The organism is Acidiphilium sp. JA12-A1 (assembly GCF_000724705.2).
Classification (GTDB): domain Bacteria; phylum Pseudomonadota; class Alphaproteobacteria; order Acetobacterales; family Acetobacteraceae; genus Acidiphilium; species Acidiphilium multivorum.
Genome location: NZ_JFHO01000098.1, coordinates 1 through 14,810 on the forward strand (window position 1 = coordinate 1; position 14,810 = coordinate 14,810).

Here is a 14,810-nt window from a genome sequence, read left to right on the forward strand (position 1 = left end):
AGTGKCGCCCATGACGCAGCAGGAAGCCGGACAGCTGCTGGCGCGCCTGCCGTAGTGCTCGCACCGCCATCAATCGAGTCCGGACCAGGTCACGGATCGCTTCATGCGCCGGATCCGGCACCCAGACCGCCGTCAATTCCCCCGCCCGATGCAGCCTGGCCAGGTTCACCGCATCCCGACGATCCGTCTTGATCCGTTCCCCCGGCTTGCGAGGGATCAGCGACGGCGCCACCACCACGCAGTCATGCCCGGCCGCCGTCAGCTGTCGCTGGATCCCGTAGCCACATGGACCCGCTTCATAGCAAAATCGCAGTTCCCCGCCCACGCGCTGCAACTTCGTCACCACCCTCGTCAGCGCCTCCGGGGTGTTCGCGATCCGGCCATACTCGCGCACGTCATCGCGGCCGCCAGATTCCGCCAGCGCGACCGTGATCGTCTCCTTGTGCACGTCCAGCCCGATAAAAGTGATATGCTTTCCCATGACCCGTCTCCTATGCATTGAGGCTCGGCACCGGACCTCCCGGCGCAACCCTCGGAAACCTGCATACTGCGAGACGGGTCACCCCAATCTCAGGCGAACATCTGGTCTATACTGTTGTTTTTCCTCGTATCCCGATCGGAGCGGACAACGAAACTCGATTGATGAGGAAGATGGAGCGCCTTCCGAGCCGTTTGGATCGGAAGGCGCTCTGGCCCTTGCTTGCTCGACGGCGGAGCGTTCGTCCGGCCGCCACTGCGTTCCAGAATTTTTTAGAGCATCATCCGATCAGATGGAGTCATCTGATCGGATAAAGATGCTCTGTTTATCAATATGATAGAGCACTACATCCGATCCGAAAGGATCGGAAAGTGCTCTATATGCCGTTTCACGAATTGAGCAGGATCAAGGCGCGCGCGCCGGCGTCGTGGAATACATGCACGCTCGATACCAGTATGGAACGAAGGCCATGCGCACCCTCGTCGTCTATTATTCCCGCACCGGCACCACCGAACGCATCGCCCGCATGCTCGCCGCCGAGTTCGGCGCCGACATGGAGCGCATCCGCTGCCCCGGCTGCGGCCCCGGCGGGCGCGGCCTGCTCCGCACCATCCTGATCGCCCTCGGCCTCGTCGAACCGCCGATCTCCTCCGCCGCCTACGACCCCTCCGCCTACGATCTCGTCCTCGTCGGCACCCCCGTCTGGGCCTGGTCCGCCGCCGCCCCCGTCCGCCTCTGGCTCCGCCGCGAGGCCCGCAACCTGCCCGAATACGCCATCTTCGCCACCGCCGGCGGCTCGTCCTTCCGCCGTGCCTTCGCCGCCATCGAAACCCTCGCCGGCAAGCCGCCCCGCGCCACCCTCGGCCTCTCCGCCGAAGCCATCTGCTCCGGCCGCGACCACCTCGCCACCCTCCGCTTCTCCGAAGCCCTCCGCCCCGCCCACCAGCGCCTCTTCGCCTGAGCGCGAAACATCGCCCTTGCCCACCCCCGCCCGGTCGTGTTCATGTTCCGTTCATGCACGCCGCGCTGGCCCTCCGCTTCGCCGCCATCGTCCACGCCCTCTGCCGGGCCGTGGCCGCGCGCGGCGCCCGCGGCGCCCTCGCGGCCCCGGTCGTCATCCTGCTCTGGCTCCGCCTCAACCGCGCCTCAAAGCGGATCGACAGCCTCGCCGCCCGGCTCGATGCCGCCGGCGGCGCCCTCCCCGCACCGAAGCCGGATCGCCGGCGCAACCGCCCCGCCCGCCGGAGCAAAACCCTGCCGCGCCGCTTCGCCTGGCTGCTCCGCCCCATCCCCGAGGCCACCGCCGCCGCCTCCCAGCTCCGCCACCTGATGGCGGACCCGGCCTGCGCCGCCCTCCTCGAAGCCGAACCCCGCTACGGCCGCATCCTCCGCCCGCTCTGCCGCCACCTCGGCATCCGCCCGCCACCCGCCATCGCCCCCCGCGAGCCAACGCCCGCGCCCAGGCGCCCCAAACCGGCTCCCGACCCCGCCCCCGAATTTATCCCCGAAATCCCGACACACGCCGCCCCGCCCGCGCCCCGAATCCGCCCGCGCGCGCAACGCCCCGTCCGCGCGCCCCCGCGTCCGGCCTGACCCCTCGCTTTTCCCGGAGAAAAAAACCCGTCAGGCCGCCTGCGTGCCGTCCGACGGGCGCGCCCGCACGCCGAAATACTCGATATACGGCGCGAACCGCGGCCGCAGCCGCTCCACGTTGATCCCGAAATCCGCCAGCCGGTAGCGGTTCCGCCCATAGCCGCCGCGCGGCGCGGCATCGAGATGCGCCCGCATCGCCGCCTCCGCCGCGGGCGAGAACGTCTCGCCGAAATGCGCGTAGATGCCCGACACCGCCTTGATCGGGTCCGCCGTCAGCGTCTCGTACTGAATGTTCACCAGCCGCTCCGCCGGCACCGCCCCGCTGCGGTCGAATTCCACCAGACGCCGCGCCCCGTCGATCCACCGCTCCGTCACCTGCCGGCCGATCTCCGCCGGGTCGATCCCGCGCAGGAACGGCCGCCGCAGCACCTCGGTCATGTGCGCGACCGAGGCGAACACATGCACCGGGTCCCGATGCACGACGACGAACCGCGCATCCGGATAGGTCTGCAGGATCGCCTTCACCGAAAACGTGTGCTCCGGGCATTTCAGCGCCCAGAATCTTCCTCCGGTGCCGTGCTGCATCGCCTGCAGCCACTGCCGGTGAAACGCGAAGGCCGGCGCATCGTCCTGGCTGTCGATCCAGGCGGTGTAGCTCGGCACCCGGAACGTCGTGTCGAACCGCAGCGAGTGGAACACATGCGCGGTGATCTCGCTGCATTCCTGCGGACTGTCGGCGTCGATCGGATGAATCGCCGGAAACTCCGGCGCCATGCCGGCGAACATGTCGAGCTGCCGGTCGGTCTTGCGCGCCACGGCGCTCGCGCGCGGATCGAACCCGCGCGGCCGCGGCGCCGGATACAGCGTCTGCCACACGCGCGGCACCAGCACGTCGGGGTCGAAGCCGAACAGCGTGTGCAGGAACGTGGTCCCCGACCGCGGCAACCCCATGATGAACACCGGCGCCCGCACCGGCTCGCGGCCGATGCCCGGGGTGGCGGCATGCATCCGCCGGATCGTCTCGGCGTTGCGGACCAGCCGCGTGAGGTCGTAGCGGACCGAGACCCGGCCGAACAGCGACAGGCTGGTCTCCGCCGCGATCGAGGCGGTCAGCCGCTCGAGCCCCTCGCGCGCGAAATCCGGCAGCGTGCTGCCGCCGTCGGCCTCGATCGCGCTTGCGTCGATTGCCGGAATGCCGCGCGGCAGCACCGCCTCCGCCGCGCCGAACCCGGCCGAGAGCAGCCGGAAGCGCAGGCTCTTGCCGGGTCGTTTCACGGGCGGTTCGGGTACCGGGTCGCGCGGCATGCTCAGCTCACTTCCGTTCGATCAGCTCGATCTTGTAGCCGTTCGGGTCCTCGATGAAGGCGATCACCGTCTTGCCGAACTTCACCGGCCCCGGCTCCCGCGTGATCTTCACGCCGGCGGCGCGGAGCTTCTCCACCGCACCGTATATGTCCGGCACGCCGAGGGCCAGATGTCCGAAAGCCGTCCCCTGGTCATAGCTGTCGACGCCGTAATTGTAGGTCAGCTCGAGCACCGTGTGCGAGGCCTCGTCGCCATAGCCGACGAAGGCGAGCGTATACTTGCCGTCCGGCACGTCGTTGCGGCGGAGTTCCTTCATGCCGAGCAGTTCGGTGTAGAATTTCACGCTCTCGTCCAGGTTCCTCACCCGGATCATCGTGTGCAGATACTGAAAATCGCTCATTCCCGTTTTCCTTCGTCCCATCTTGCGGCGCCGGGGTCGATGCCGAGCAGGAACAGCCCCGCCGCCTCGGCCTCGCGCACCATTGCCTCGCGATCCATCAATATGGCGCCCTCGGCCTCGAATGCGATGCCGCGCAACCCAGCCTCCACCGCGCCCCGCACGGTTCGGACCCCGAGCGTCGGCAGATCGGCGCGGCGCTCCTGGCCGGGCTTGACCAGCTTGACCAGCACGCCGCCGGGCCCCGGCCGGCGCAGCGTGGCGGCGCGGGCGAGCATGGCATCCGTGCCTTCCGCCGCCTCGACCGCGAGCACGATGCCCTGCTGCACGACCGCGCCCTGGCCGACATCCACCGCCCCGAGCGCGCGCACCACGGCGATGCCCCGGGCGATGTCGGCCAGCCCCGCCGCATCCGGCGCGGCGCCGGACAGCAGCCCCTCGGGCGCGAAAACCTCGCTGATCACCTCATGCGCGCCGAGCACGGTGAAGCCTTCCTCGCCGAGCACCCGCACGATCGCGGCGAGGAAGCCGTCATCGCCGGCGAAGGCGGCGCGGCCGATGCGCGCGAGCAGCCTGGCGCCCACCGCATCCGGCCGCAGGTCGAACAGCGAGGGGCGCCTGACCGGGCCGGCGAGGACGATCTCGCGGCAGCCGGCGCGTTTCAGCGCGTCGATCGCCGCACCGACGGCGCCGAGGCGGATCGTCTCGTGCGGGAACGGGGCGACGACCTCGGGATCGGCATGGGCGTCGAGGGCGACGATGAACACGCCGCGCCCCGCGGCGCGGGCGGCGGCGGCCACCTGGCCGGGCAGCCTGCCGCCGCCGGCGACGATGCCGAGCGGGCCCGCCGCCGATCCGCTCATGCGCGCGCTGCCGTCATCGGGCGGTCAGGCCTCGGCGTCGGCGTCGTGGCGGGTGGTGCTGCGGATCAGGCCGCGCTTGCTCGGCGCGTCGATGAAGGTGAGGATCTCGGCGAGATAGGGATCGTCGCCGGCCTCGCGGCGCAGCATCTCGACCCGCGCGGCGAAGGTGCCGGCGCCCTGGAACAGCAGGCGGTAGGCGTTGCGCAGCCGGTGCTGGCCCTCCTTGTCGAGCCCGCGCCGGCGCAGGCCGACGATGTTGAGCCCGTGCAGCCGCGCGCGGTTGCCGATCACCGAGCCATAGGGGATCACGTCCGCCTCGACGCCGGAGGCGCCGCCGACCATCGCGCCGGTGCCGATCCGCACGAACTGGTGGATCGCGGTGGCGCCGCCGATGATGGCGCGGTCGGCGATCTCGACATGGCCGCCCATCACCACGTTGTTGGCGATGACGATGTTGTCGCCGAGCGCGCAGTCATGCGCGACATGGACCACCGCCATCAGCAGGCAGCCGGCGCCCACGCGGGTGATGCCGTGCCCGGTGACGGTGCCGCGATGGATCGTGCAATGCTCGCGGATGGTGCAGCCCGGGCCGATCACCGTTTCAGTCGGCTCGCCCCGGTATTTCAGATCCTGCGGCGCGAGGCCGATCGTGGCGAACGGGAACACCTTCGTTCCCGCGCCGATCCGCGTGTGGCCGTCCGCCACCACGTGGGAGACGAGTTCGACGCCGTCTTCGAGGACGACGTCCGGGCCGACGACGCAGAACGGGCCGACATTGACCCCCGCGCCGAGCGAGGCCCGTGGATCGACTGACGCTGTGGGGTGGATCATCCCTCGCCGGCTTTCTTGTCCATGATCATCGCGGCATAGGTCGCCTCGGCGACGGCGACGCCATCGACCCGCGCGACGGCGTTGAACTTCCACACATTGCCGCGGTTGCGCTCCTTCGCGACATGGATGCGCAGCACGTCGCCCGGCACCACCGGGCGGCGGAATTTCGCGCCCTCGACCGACATGAAATAGACCACCTTGCCGGCTTCCTCGGGGCCGAGGGTTTCCACCACCAGCACGGCGGCGGTCTGCGCCATGCTCTCGATGATGAGCACCCCGGGCATGACCGGGTGGCCGGGGAAATGGCCCTGGAAGAAGCTCTCGTTGACGGAGACGTTCTTCACCCCGATGGCCGAGACGTTCGGCACCAGCTCGACCACGCGGTCGATCAGCAGGAACGGGTAGCGGTGCGGGATCGCGCGCATGATGCCGGCGATGTCGACCGTCCGTCCTTCCGCCTGTTGTGCGCTGGTGTCCGTCGAGGTTCCGTCCATGTCAGAGCGTCCGCGTCCCGTTCCTGTTGTGAATGATCCGGTCAGGATTCCGCATCCCGCTCCGGCTCCGGTTGGGCCGGAGAATGCCTCAAACCGCCGCGCCGTGCAAAGCGCCGCACCGCCGCGACCTCGCGCATGAAGTCCTTCGCCGGCTGGGCCGGGCTGCCGAGCATGTCGATCCCCGGCTTCACGTCCGACATCACGCCGGCCTGCGGGCCGATGCGCGCGCCCTTGCCGAGCGTGACGTGGCCGGAGATTCCGGCCTGGCCGGCGAGGACCACGAAATCCTCCAGCGTGGTCGAGCCCGATATGCCGACCTGCGCGACGATCACGCAGCAGCGGCCGATGCGCACGTTGTGGGCGATCTGCACGAGGTTATCGATCCGCGTGCCGGCGCCGATCACGGTGTCCTGCGCCGAGCCGCGGTCGATCGTGGTGTTCGCGCCGATATCGACGTCGTGCTCGATGATGACCCGGCCGAGCTGCGGGACGGAGAGAAACCCCTGTTTCGTGGTCGCGAAGCCGAACCCGTCCTGGCCGATGCGCACGCCGGGGTGGATCGTCACCCGGTCGCCGATCAGGGCGAATCCGATGCTGGCACCCGCGCCGACGCTGGTTCCCGCGCCGATCTCGACGCCGGGGCCGATGACGGCGTGCGGGCCGATGCGGCTGCCGGCGCCGATGCGGCTGCCTGCGCCGATCACCGCAAAGGGGCCGATCTCGGCCGAGGGGTGGATCTTCGCGGCGTCGGCGATCACCGCGCTCGGGTGGATGCCGGGCACCGCCTCGGGCGCGGGGTGGAACAGGGCGCAGGCCCTGGCCCAGGCCTCGTAGGGCGCGTCGGTGGCCAGCGTGGCGGCGCCGGCGGGGGAAGCGGCCGCCATGTCGCCGCGCAGGATGACCGCGCCGGCCTTCGTCGCCGCGAGGAGGGGCAGATATTTGCGGTTGTCGAGAAAGCTGACATCCGCGGGGCCGGCGGTTTGCAGCGGGGCGACGCCGGTGAGCTCGCGCGCGGCGTCGCCGGCCGGCTCGGCCCCGGTCGCGGCGGCAAGCTCCGCCACCGTGAAGGGGCCGCGACGGGCGAAGAAGCGGGGGTCGCCCGGCCGCGGGTCCGCCGTGCCGCTCATCCGGCCTACTTCTTCTTCTCGCCCTTCGACAGGTTCGGCACCACGGAGGGCGGCACCGCGACCGAAGGCAGGATCTTGTTCAGCTGCTCGGTGACTTCCTTGGTGATGTCGAAGGCGTTCACGTTCAGCGCGACCTGCGAGCGGTGCAGCACCAGGTTCATGCCGTGCGCCTGCGACACCTGGCGGATCACCGCGATCAGCGAGCTTTCGATCTTGCCGAGCGCCTTGCGCGCCGAGAGCTCGATGGCGACGTTGCGGTTGTGGAAGTCGACCTGCGCCTGCTCGATCTCGGCCTGCAGATGCTGCTCGCGCGCGGCGAGCGTGGCCTTGGAGAGCTTGCCCTTCTCGGCGGTGATGGTGTGCTGCTCCTGCTCCCAGCGCTTCTGGTCGGCCTGGGCTTCCTCGGCCAGCTTCTTGCGTCGGGCGTTGATGATCTTCTCGACACCCTGGGCGGCGGTCGAATTCTGCATGACGTCGGGCACCGAGAGCACGCCCATCACGGCGGCGGGCGGCGACTTTTCCTTGGGCAGCGGGGCGAGCTGCGGGATGGGCGGGAGCTTCTCGGGCGGAATCTGCTGCACGCCGGGCTGGCCGACGGGCGCGGGCTGCGGCTTGGGCAGCGGCGCGTGGATCGGGGCGGTGTGCGGCGCCTCGGCCTTCGGCTTCGGGATGAAGTAGCCCTTGCCGTTCTCCGACTGGGCGTGGCCGACGCCGAGGCCGGCGCCGAACGCCATGATCAGGGCCGGAAGCGCCAGACCGGCGCGGATTTTCGCGATGCGTGTCACGTGATCAGAACCTCGTACCGAAGGAAACGCGGAATTGCTCGACCTGGTCGTATTTGTATTTCTTGATCGGCTGGGCATAGGACAGGTCGATGAGCCCGAACGGGGTGTTCCAGGCCACGCCGACGCCGGCGGAGATGCGCGGGGCCGCATTGTCGTAGACCCCGAGCGTCTGGCCGTTCACCGTGATCGGCGAGACGCCGGTCAGGCTGCCGATATCGGTGAAGGCGAAGCCGGAGACGCCGAGATCGGGGCTGACGGGCAGCGGGAAGTGCAGCACCGTGTCCTGCGTCCAGATGAAGTTGCCGCCGATGCTGTCGCCATATTGCGTGTCGTGCGGGCCGGCGCCGCCGGTCTGGAAGCCGAGCATGCTGTCGCCGCCGAGGAAGAAGCGGTCGGCCAGGGTGGTGCGGTAGCCCTCGATGCCGAAGATCTTGCCGACATGGCCGTCGAACTCCAGCACCCAGGCCTTGTCGCCGAAATAGCGCTCGAGCGGGATGTAGTAGGCGCCGCGCGCCTCGAGGCGGATGTATTTCGCGGTGCCGCCGAGGCCGGCGAAGTCGCCGGACAGCGCGAGGATCTCGCCGCTCGAGGGATCGATGCGGTTGTTGCGGTAGTCGAAGGTGAGGGTGGTGCCGAGCTGCGAGAGCGTGGTCTTGCCCTCCTCGCTCAGGATGTAGAGGCTCGCCGAGCTGGCGATGTTGTAGATGTCGCGCGTGCTCAGCGTGTAGGTGAAGGCCTGGCTGACATGGTCGTTGTAGCGGAAGCCGAGCCGCAGGTCGCCGCCGATCGAGCGCTCGCTGAACACGTAGGCGGTGGAGTTGTAGGTGTCGGTGCGGAAGAGGTCGAAGCCGGCGATCAGGTTGCGGCCGAGGAAATACGGGTTGGTCACGCCGAGATTGAACTGCGTGCCCTTCTGCGCCAGCAGCGCCGAGATCGAGGCGCTGATGCCGGTGCCGAGGAAGTTGTTCTGGCTCAGCCCGATATTCGCCAGCGCGCCGAGATCGGTCGAATAGCCGCCGCCCAGCGAGAACTGGCCGGTCGCCTGCTCGGCGACATCGACATCGAGGTTGACGCGGTCGGGCGTGCTGGTCGGCGAGGTGGCGATCTTCACCCCGTCCTGCTTCTTGAAATAGCCGAGATTCTCGAGGTTCTGCTTCGACTGGTCGACCGCGTCCTGGTTGTAGGCATCGCCGGGGGCGAGCTCGACCTGGCGGCGGATCACCTGGTCCTCGGTGCGGGTGTTGCCGCGGATCACCACGTCGTTGACGTAGACCTTCGGCCCCTCGACCACGCGGAAGGTGAGGTCGATCGTGTGGTTCGCGTGGTTCTCGTGCACGTCCGGCACCACCTGGGCGAAGGCGAAGCCACGGTTCTGCGCGGCCTTCGAGATGTTCTTCACCGCGGTCTGGATCGCGTCGCCGTCGAAGATGTCGCCCTTCTCGATCGGCACCAGCGCGCGCAGCGACTTCGCCGAAAGGTTCGTCACGCTGCTTTCCACCTTCACCGAGGCGATGTGGTAGCGCGGCCCCTCGTCGACGACGAAGGTGAGGAAGAAGGACTTGCGGTCCGGCGCGAGCTGGGCGGTGGCGCTCTTCACCTTGAAGTCGGCATAGCCGTGGTGGAAGTAGAAGCGGCTGAGCAGCGCCTCGTCGTATTTCACCCGTTCGGGGTTGTATTCGTCGCTGCTGGAGAGGAAGCGGAACCAGGCGTTCTCGCGGCTCGAGATCACCTCGCGCAGGCGGGTCTGGCCGTAGTGGCGGTTGCCGATGAAGTCGATCCGGCTGATCAGCGTTTCCGGCCCGTCATGGCAGCGGAACACCACGTTCACCCGGTTTTCCGGCAGCTTCACGATTTCGGGGGTGACGGTCGCGCTGTAATGGCCCTGCTTGGCGTACTGGTCGAGGATCGTCCGCGTGTCGGCCGCCGCCGCCGCCGGGGTGAACACCGAGCCGGGCTTGAGCGAGACCACCTTTTTCAGGTTGGCGTCGGTCAGCACCGAGTTGCCGCGGAAGAACACCTGGTTGACCACCGGGTTCTCCTGCACGTCCACCACCAGGTCGTTGCCCTGGCGGGTGAGCGAGACGGTGTGGAACAGGCCGGTGGCGTAGAGCGTCTTCAGGCTCAGGTCCATCCGCCGCTGGCTGAAGCGGTCGCCGGGGCGGAGCAGGATGTAGGAAAGGATGGTGCTCGCATCGATGCGCTGGTTGCCGCGCACCTCGATGGCGGCGATGCGCCCGCCCGTCGCCGCCGCCGCGCTGTGCGGCAGGGTCGCGGCCGGGGCGACCGGAGCCAGGAACACCGGAGCGAGGCACGCCGTGGTCATCAGAGCCAACCGCAGTCGCCGCAAGGACTGTCTCCCCATCACACGAAGTCACCAACCGGACGCGGGCCTCTCCCGCATCCGCACAGACAAGCGGCCTAGCCGCAACCGCTCCGCGCCGCAAGGGCAGCGCGGGCCTAGCGTCCGGTCCATCGCGCCTCGATGACGCGCGCGCCGGGCGGAATCGGCATGTCCGCCACCTGCCTTTCCTCGCTCTTGCGGACGGCGTGCAGCAGCACGAAGAGCACGGCGGTGTTCAGCATTCCCGGCGGAATCCACTGGATGATGCCGCCCAGCATCTGGTCCTTCATCGGCGAGACCGAGGGGTAGAGCCGGCCGCAGAGATCGTAGAAATTGTAGAGATTGGCCGAGGTCAGCGCGATGTAGGACGAGGCGGCGATCTGCGGGAACATCGGCAGGAAGCCGGCCGCCATCCGCGTGAGGTAGGAATAGCCGGCCTCGGCCCGGGGCCGCGGGTCGAGCACCACCAGCCAGAACAGCAGGCCGGAGAGGATCATCGCGATGTTCATGAAGGCGTAGAGCGGCGGATTGATCATCGAGGCGAAGTTCACCCCGGGGATCAGCCAGACATCCGTCGTCACCAGCATGATCACGATGGCGACGGGCGGAAAGCGCAGCGCCCGCAGCGCCGCCCGCGCGGCCGGCCGCTCGCAGAGGCGGATCAGCCCGGCCGGCACGCCGGCGGCGAGCACGTCGCGCGGCCAGGAGAAGGCGATCAGGAACGGCGCGAACACGCCGAACGTCGTCTGCTGCACGCGGTTGAGGAAGAACATGTGCTGTGCCGCGTATTCGAACCGCGTCTGCCCGACGAAGTAGATCGCCGCCACCCCGGCATAGAAGGCGAGGATGCGCCAGCGCGCCGGCCGCGTTTCGCACCGGGCGAGGCCGCGGCCATACCAGAAGGCGGCGAGCAGCGTTCCGGCGAAGATCGGGGCGTTGAAGATGTAGGGCGCGAGATAGGGCAGGCCGGCGGGCACCATCCGCTCCGCGAGATCGAGGGCGGCGCCGAGCGCGGCGATGGCGATCAGCCCGCGCGCGTCGGTGCGGTCGAATTCATGCCGGGTCGTGTTCATGCGCCGGGTATGGTCTCAGATCGGCACCCCGGCAAGCACCTTGCTGGTGCGGATGGTCTGCAGGGTCTGCACGCGGGTGACGTTGGGGGCGGCGGTCAGCCGTTCGGTGAGCTGGTTCTCGTGCGCGGCGTCGCGCGCGACCATGCGCAGCAGAAAGTCGCCGCCGCCGCGGATCATGTGGCACTCGCGCACTTCCTCCCAGCCGCCGACCAGCGCCTCGAACGCGTCGAGCACCGCCTGGCGCTGGCTGTCGAGCCCGACGATGGCGAAGAGCTGGATCTGCCAGCCGAGTTTCAGCGCGTCGGTCTCGGCGTGATAGCCGCGGATCAGCCCGGCCTCCTCCAGCCGGCGCACCCGGCGCAGGCAGGGCGGCGGCGAGATGCCGGCGCGGCTCGCCAGCTCCACGTTGGTCATCCGCCCGTCGGTCTGCAGCTCGGCGATGATGCGGCGGTCGATGTCGTCGAGGGGAGGGGCCTCGGCGGCGGAACGCGGCAGGGGCTGGCTGGCCGGGGCATGCGGCATGGATTTCACCGGTGGAAAGAGTTGATCGCGTGACAGAGATAAACGGGTAATATAATTGCATTGCTTCGGAGTGTGAATGCGGTGCGACGAAAGGTGGAATTCCCGCCATCGCGCCCTTAACTCCGCATCAGAGGTGCATGAAATGGCGGATCAGGCTACGATCGAGACGAAACTGCTGATCATCGGCGCGGGGCCGGCCGGCTACACGGCGGGGATCTACGCCGCGCGGGCGAACCTCGCCCCGGTGATCGTGGCCGGGCTGCAGCCGGGCGGGCAGCTCACCATCACCACCGATGTCGAGAACTATCCCGGCTTCGCCGACGTCATCCAGGGCCCCTGGCTGATGGAGCAGATGCGCGCCCAGGCCGAGCATGTCGGCACCCGGATCGAATACGACATCATCACCGAGATCGATCTCTCCGCCCGCCCGTTCACCGCGCGCGGCGATTCCGGCACGCTCTACCGCGCCGACGCGGTCGTGATCGCGACCGGCGCGCAGGCCCGCTGGCTCGGCCTGCCGTCCGAGCGGCAATACCAGGGCGCCGGCGTCTCGGCCTGCGCGACGTGCGACGGGTTCTTCTATCGCGGCCGCGAGGTCGCCGTGGTCGGCGGCGGCAACACCGCGGTCGAGGAGGCGCTCTACCTCACCAACCACGCCACCAAGGTCACGCTGATCCACCGCCGCGACGCGCTGCGCGCCGAAAAGATCCTGCAGGACCGGCTGTTCGCCCATCCGAAGATCGAGGTGATCTGGGACCATACGGTGGAGGAGATCATCGGCGCGGGCACGCCGGCCGTCGTCACCGGGGCGCGGCTGCGCGACGTGAAGACCGGCGCGGAGCGCACGATCGCGGTGGAGGGCGTGTTCGTCGCCATCGGCCACGATCCGGCGACGGCGCTGTTCCGCGGCAAGCTCGACATGGACGAGGAAGGCTATATCCGCACCGTGCCGGGCACGGCGCAGACCTCGGTGCCCGGCGTCTTCGCCGCCGGCGACGTGCAGGACCGCGTCTACCGCCAGGCGGTCACCGCCGCCGGCACCGGCTGCATGGCCGCGCTGGAGGCGGAGAAATTTCTTGCGCACCACGCGCAAATCGAACAACAGGCTGCATGAGACGATATAAAAGACGGCCCCGAACGCGGCCGGGAAAGGGAAGCTCACCGTGACAGGCAATCACATGGACTGGGACAAGTTGCGCGTGTTTCACGCGGTCGCCGAGGCGGGCAGCTTCACCCATGCGGGCGATGTGCTCAACCTCTCGCAATCCGCGGTGTCGCGGCAGATTTCGGCGCTGGAGGAGGCGCTGGCGGTGCCGCTGTTCCACCGCCACGCGCGCGGACTGATCCTCACCGAGCAGGGCGAGCAGCTCAACCGCACGGTGCGCGACGTCTTCGCCAAGCTCGCCATGACCGAGGCGCTGCTGGCCGAGAGCAAGGAACGCCCGGCCGGGCGGCTGAAGGTGACGACGACGCACAGTTTCGGCGTGGTCTGGCTCGCCCCCCGCCTGCGCGCCTTCCTCAAGCAGTATCCGGACGTCAGCATCTCGCTGCTGCTCGACGATGTCGATCTCGACCTCGCGATGCGCGAGGCGGATGTCGCGATCCGCATGCATCCGCCCCGCCAGCCCGACCTGGTGCAGCGCAGCCTGGGCGAGATTCGCTGGCAGATCTTCGCCTCGGAGGACTATCTGCGCGAGGTGGGCAAGACCCCCGAGCGGCCGGAGGATCTCGACGATCACCGCCTGATCCTGTTCGGCGACCGCAAGCCGCCGGTGGCGGACGTCAACTGGATCGCCAGCATCGGCCGGCCGGATGGCGCCGCCCAGCGCGCCGGCGCGCTGGAGGTGAACTCGCTGCAGGCCATGCTGGTCGCCATCCGCAGCGGCATCGGCATCGGCGCGGTGCCGGACTACCTGACGGAAGACACCACCGGCCTCGTCCGCATCCTGCCGGAGGTGAAGGCGCCGAAGATCGACATGTATTTCGTCTATCCCGAGGAATTGCGGAACTCGAAGCGCGTCTCCGTCTTCCGGGACTTTCTCGTCACCGAGATCGGCCGCCGCTGAGCGCGCCGCCGCCCGTCGCGCGCGGGCGGCGGGCCATTGTCCTGGCCTCATGGGTGGGGCGCAAGGCGGGAACTGGCGGGATCTTCCGCCCGGTGCCAGAGTTTCCACCATGCGAATGGCACCCGACCTGACGTTTCTACCGGCATGTTCATGAGGGTCCCGCGCCAGGCGGCGGCATCGCGCTGGGCCTTGCTCGTGCTTGCGACCGTGGCGCTGTCCCTTCTGCTGGCGCGGGTGGGGGTGCCTTCCGCGGCGCTGTTCGCAGCGCTGTTCGTCGCCACCGCGCTTGCCCTGGCCGGGCTGGCGCCCGAGGGCGTGCCGCGCGGCGCGACGCTCGCGGCGCAGGCTGTGCTCGGCGTCGTCATCGGCGCGCTGGTCCGTGCCTCGACGCTGCGCGCGCTCGCCGCCCATGCGGTGCCGGTGGTGATCGTCACCTTCATCACATTGCTGGTCTCGATCGGCGCCGGGCTGCTGATGGGGCTGCGCCGCGATGTGGACGCGACGACGGGGGCGCTGGCGCTGACCACCGGCGGCGCCTCGGCCGTCGTGGCGCTGGCCGCCGAACTCGGCGCCGACATCCGCATGGTCGCGGTGGTGCAGTATCTGCGCGTCGGCTTCGTCACCGCGACGATGCCGCTGGTCGCCGCCTTCGTGTTTCATGCCGCCGGGCATCCGGCGGCGGCGCCGCGGCCGGCCGGGCTGGCGGGGCTTGCCCTCGTCGCCATCGCCGCGCCGGCCGGCCTGGTGCTCGCGCGCCTCACCCGCATGCCGGCCGGGCCGCTGCTCGCCCCGCTGATCGTCGCCGCCGGGATCACCCTCACCGGCCGCACCGGCGGCGCGAGCGTGCCGTTCCCGATCGTCGATCTCGCCTATGCGGCGATCGGCTGGCAGGCCGGGGTGCGCTTCACCCGCGGCCGGCTCGCCGAGATCGGCCG

Annotated in this window: 16 protein-coding genes; 5 read left to right on the forward strand and 11 right to left on the reverse strand. The window is 69.4% G+C overall.

Going from position 1 to position 14,810, the window contains the following annotated elements; all coding sequences use genetic code 11:
- The coding region (locus RT91_RS16525) for a transposase (RefSeq protein WP_035188562.1) at positions 1 to 481 on the reverse strand (481 nt) is incomplete at its 3' end.
- Positions 482 to 947: 466 nt separating this feature from the next.
- Here RT91_RS16525 and RT91_RS16530 point away from each other — a divergent pair.
- Complete coding sequence (locus RT91_RS16530) at positions 948 to 1,439, forward strand: hypothetical protein (RefSeq protein ID WP_007424150.1); 492 nt, start codon at positions 948 to 950, stop codon at positions 1,437 to 1,439.
- A 53-nt stretch (positions 1,440 to 1,492) separates the two neighbouring features.
- Positions 1,493 to 2,071 carry a hypothetical protein gene (locus RT91_RS16535; protein ID WP_035188556.1) on the forward strand — a complete coding sequence of 193 codons (579 nt, stop codon included), beginning with the start codon at positions 1,493 to 1,495 and terminating at the stop codon, positions 2,069 to 2,071.
- A gap of 30 nt (positions 2,072 to 2,101) precedes the next feature.
- Here the strand turns inward: RT91_RS16535 and RT91_RS16540 are convergent, their stop codons facing one another.
- From RT91_RS16540 to RT91_RS16585, 10 genes are all read right to left on the reverse strand, one after another.
- Complete coding sequence (locus tag RT91_RS16540; RefSeq protein ID WP_240314331.1) at positions 2,102 to 3,346, reverse strand: sulfotransferase; 1,245 nt, start codon at positions 3,344 to 3,346, stop codon at positions 2,102 to 2,104.
- Positions 3,347 to 3,383: 37 nt separating this feature from the next.
- Complete coding sequence (gloA, locus tag RT91_RS16545; RefSeq protein ID WP_007424147.1) at positions 3,384 to 3,776, reverse strand: lactoylglutathione lyase; 393 nt, start codon at positions 3,774 to 3,776, stop codon at positions 3,384 to 3,386.
- Entirely contained in the window at positions 3,773 to 4,636 is an 864-nt protein-coding gene (locus tag RT91_RS16550) for an LpxI family protein (protein WP_035188560.1), read from the reverse strand. The genes gloA and RT91_RS16550 overlap by 4 nt, the downstream gene beginning before the upstream one ends.
- 24 nt (positions 4,637 to 4,660) lie before the next feature.
- Positions 4,661 to 5,467: an acyl-ACP--UDP-N-acetylglucosamine O-acyltransferase gene (lpxA, locus tag RT91_RS16555; protein ID WP_007423397.1), complete on the reverse strand. Its 807-nt coding sequence runs from the start codon at positions 5,465 to 5,467 to the stop codon at positions 4,661 to 4,663.
- On the reverse strand, positions 5,464 to 5,961 hold the full coding sequence (gene fabZ, locus RT91_RS16560; RefSeq protein ID WP_007423396.1) for a 3-hydroxyacyl-ACP dehydratase FabZ: 498 nt from the start codon (positions 5,959 to 5,961) through the stop codon (positions 5,464 to 5,466). The genes lpxA and fabZ overlap by 4 nt, the downstream gene beginning before the upstream one ends.
- Before the next feature lie 41 nt (positions 5,962 to 6,002).
- A complete protein-coding gene (lpxD, locus tag RT91_RS16565) occupies positions 6,003 to 7,088 on the reverse strand; it encodes a UDP-3-O-(3-hydroxymyristoyl)glucosamine N-acyltransferase (protein WP_013640827.1) in 1,086 nt (361 codons plus the stop codon).
- 5 nt (positions 7,089 to 7,093) lie between these two features.
- Positions 7,094 to 7,873, reverse strand: coding sequence for an OmpH family outer membrane protein (locus RT91_RS16570; protein ID WP_012040068.1), 780 nt, complete (start codon positions 7,871 to 7,873; stop codon positions 7,094 to 7,096).
- Positions 7,874 to 7,877: 4 nt separating this feature from the next.
- Complete coding sequence (gene bamA, locus RT91_RS16575) at positions 7,878 to 10,196, reverse strand: outer membrane protein assembly factor BamA (RefSeq protein ID WP_007422944.1); 2,319 nt, start codon at positions 10,194 to 10,196, stop codon at positions 7,878 to 7,880.
- 134 nt (positions 10,197 to 10,330) lie between these two features.
- Positions 10,331 to 11,287, reverse strand: coding sequence for a cytochrome c oxidase assembly protein (locus tag RT91_RS16580; protein ID WP_240314332.1), 957 nt, complete (start codon positions 11,285 to 11,287; stop codon positions 10,331 to 10,333).
- A 15-nt stretch (positions 11,288 to 11,302) separates the two neighbouring features.
- Positions 11,303 to 11,809 carry an Lrp/AsnC family transcriptional regulator gene (locus RT91_RS16585; protein WP_012040065.1) on the reverse strand — a complete coding sequence of 169 codons (507 nt, stop codon included), beginning with the start codon at positions 11,807 to 11,809 and terminating at the stop codon, positions 11,303 to 11,305.
- A 142-nt stretch (positions 11,810 to 11,951) separates the two neighbouring features.
- Here RT91_RS16585 and trxB point away from each other — a divergent pair, with 142 nt between their 5' ends.
- From trxB to RT91_RS16600, 3 genes are all read left to right on the forward strand, one after another.
- Positions 11,952 to 12,923, forward strand: coding sequence for a thioredoxin-disulfide reductase (trxB, locus tag RT91_RS16590; RefSeq protein ID WP_172637332.1), 972 nt, complete (start codon positions 11,952 to 11,954; stop codon positions 12,921 to 12,923).
- Positions 12,924 to 12,987: 64 nt separating this feature from the next.
- Positions 12,988 to 13,875 (forward strand): LysR family transcriptional regulator, encoded by an 888-nt coding sequence (locus tag RT91_RS16595; protein ID WP_007421320.1) that lies wholly within the window; start codon positions 12,988 to 12,990, stop codon positions 13,873 to 13,875.
- Between the two features lie 150 nt (positions 13,876 to 14,025).
- Positions 14,026 to 14,810, forward strand: a 785-nt coding sequence (locus RT91_RS16600; RefSeq protein WP_240314333.1) for an AbrB family transcriptional regulator, incomplete at its 3' end; no start/stop codon positions are given.

Excerpts from the sequence above, each read along its gene's own strand:
- RT91_RS16580 (WP_240314332.1), bottom strand. The coding sequence starts at position 11,287 with ATGAACACGACCCGGCATGAATTCGACCGCACCGACGCGCGCGGGCTG.
- bamA (WP_007422944.1), bottom strand. The coding sequence starts at position 10,196 with ATGACCACGGCGTGCCTCGCTCCGGTGTTCCTGGCTCCGGTCGCCCCG.
- gloA (WP_007424147.1), bottom strand. The coding sequence starts at position 3,776 with ATGAGCGATTTTCAGTATCTGCACACGATGATCCGGGTGAGGAACCTG.
- trxB (WP_172637332.1), top strand. The coding sequence starts at position 11,952 with ATGGCGGATCAGGCTACGATCGAGACGAAACTGCTGATCATCGGCGCG.
- RT91_RS16530 (WP_007424150.1), top strand. The coding sequence starts at position 948 with ATGCGCACCCTCGTCGTCTATTATTCCCGCACCGGCACCACCGAACGC.
- lpxA (WP_007423397.1), bottom strand. The coding sequence starts at position 5,467 with ATGATCCACCCCACAGCGTCAGTCGATCCACGGGCCTCGCTCGGCGCG.
- RT91_RS16585 (WP_012040065.1), bottom strand. The coding sequence starts at position 11,809 with ATGCCGCATGCCCCGGCCAGCCAGCCCCTGCCGCGTTCCGCCGCCGAG.
- lpxD (WP_013640827.1), bottom strand. The coding sequence starts at position 7,088 with ATGAGCGGCACGGCGGACCCGCGGCCGGGCGACCCCCGCTTCTTCGCC.
- RT91_RS16535 (WP_035188556.1), top strand. The coding sequence starts at position 1,493 with ATGCACGCCGCGCTGGCCCTCCGCTTCGCCGCCATCGTCCACGCCCTC.
- RT91_RS16550 (WP_035188560.1), bottom strand. The coding sequence starts at position 4,636 with ATGAGCGGATCGGCGGCGGGCCCGCTCGGCATCGTCGCCGGCGGCGGC.
- RT91_RS16595 (WP_007421320.1), top strand. The coding sequence starts at position 12,988 with ATGGACTGGGACAAGTTGCGCGTGTTTCACGCGGTCGCCGAGGCGGGC.
- fabZ (WP_007423396.1), bottom strand. The coding sequence starts at position 5,961 with ATGGACGGAACCTCGACGGACACCAGCGCACAACAGGCGGAAGGACGG.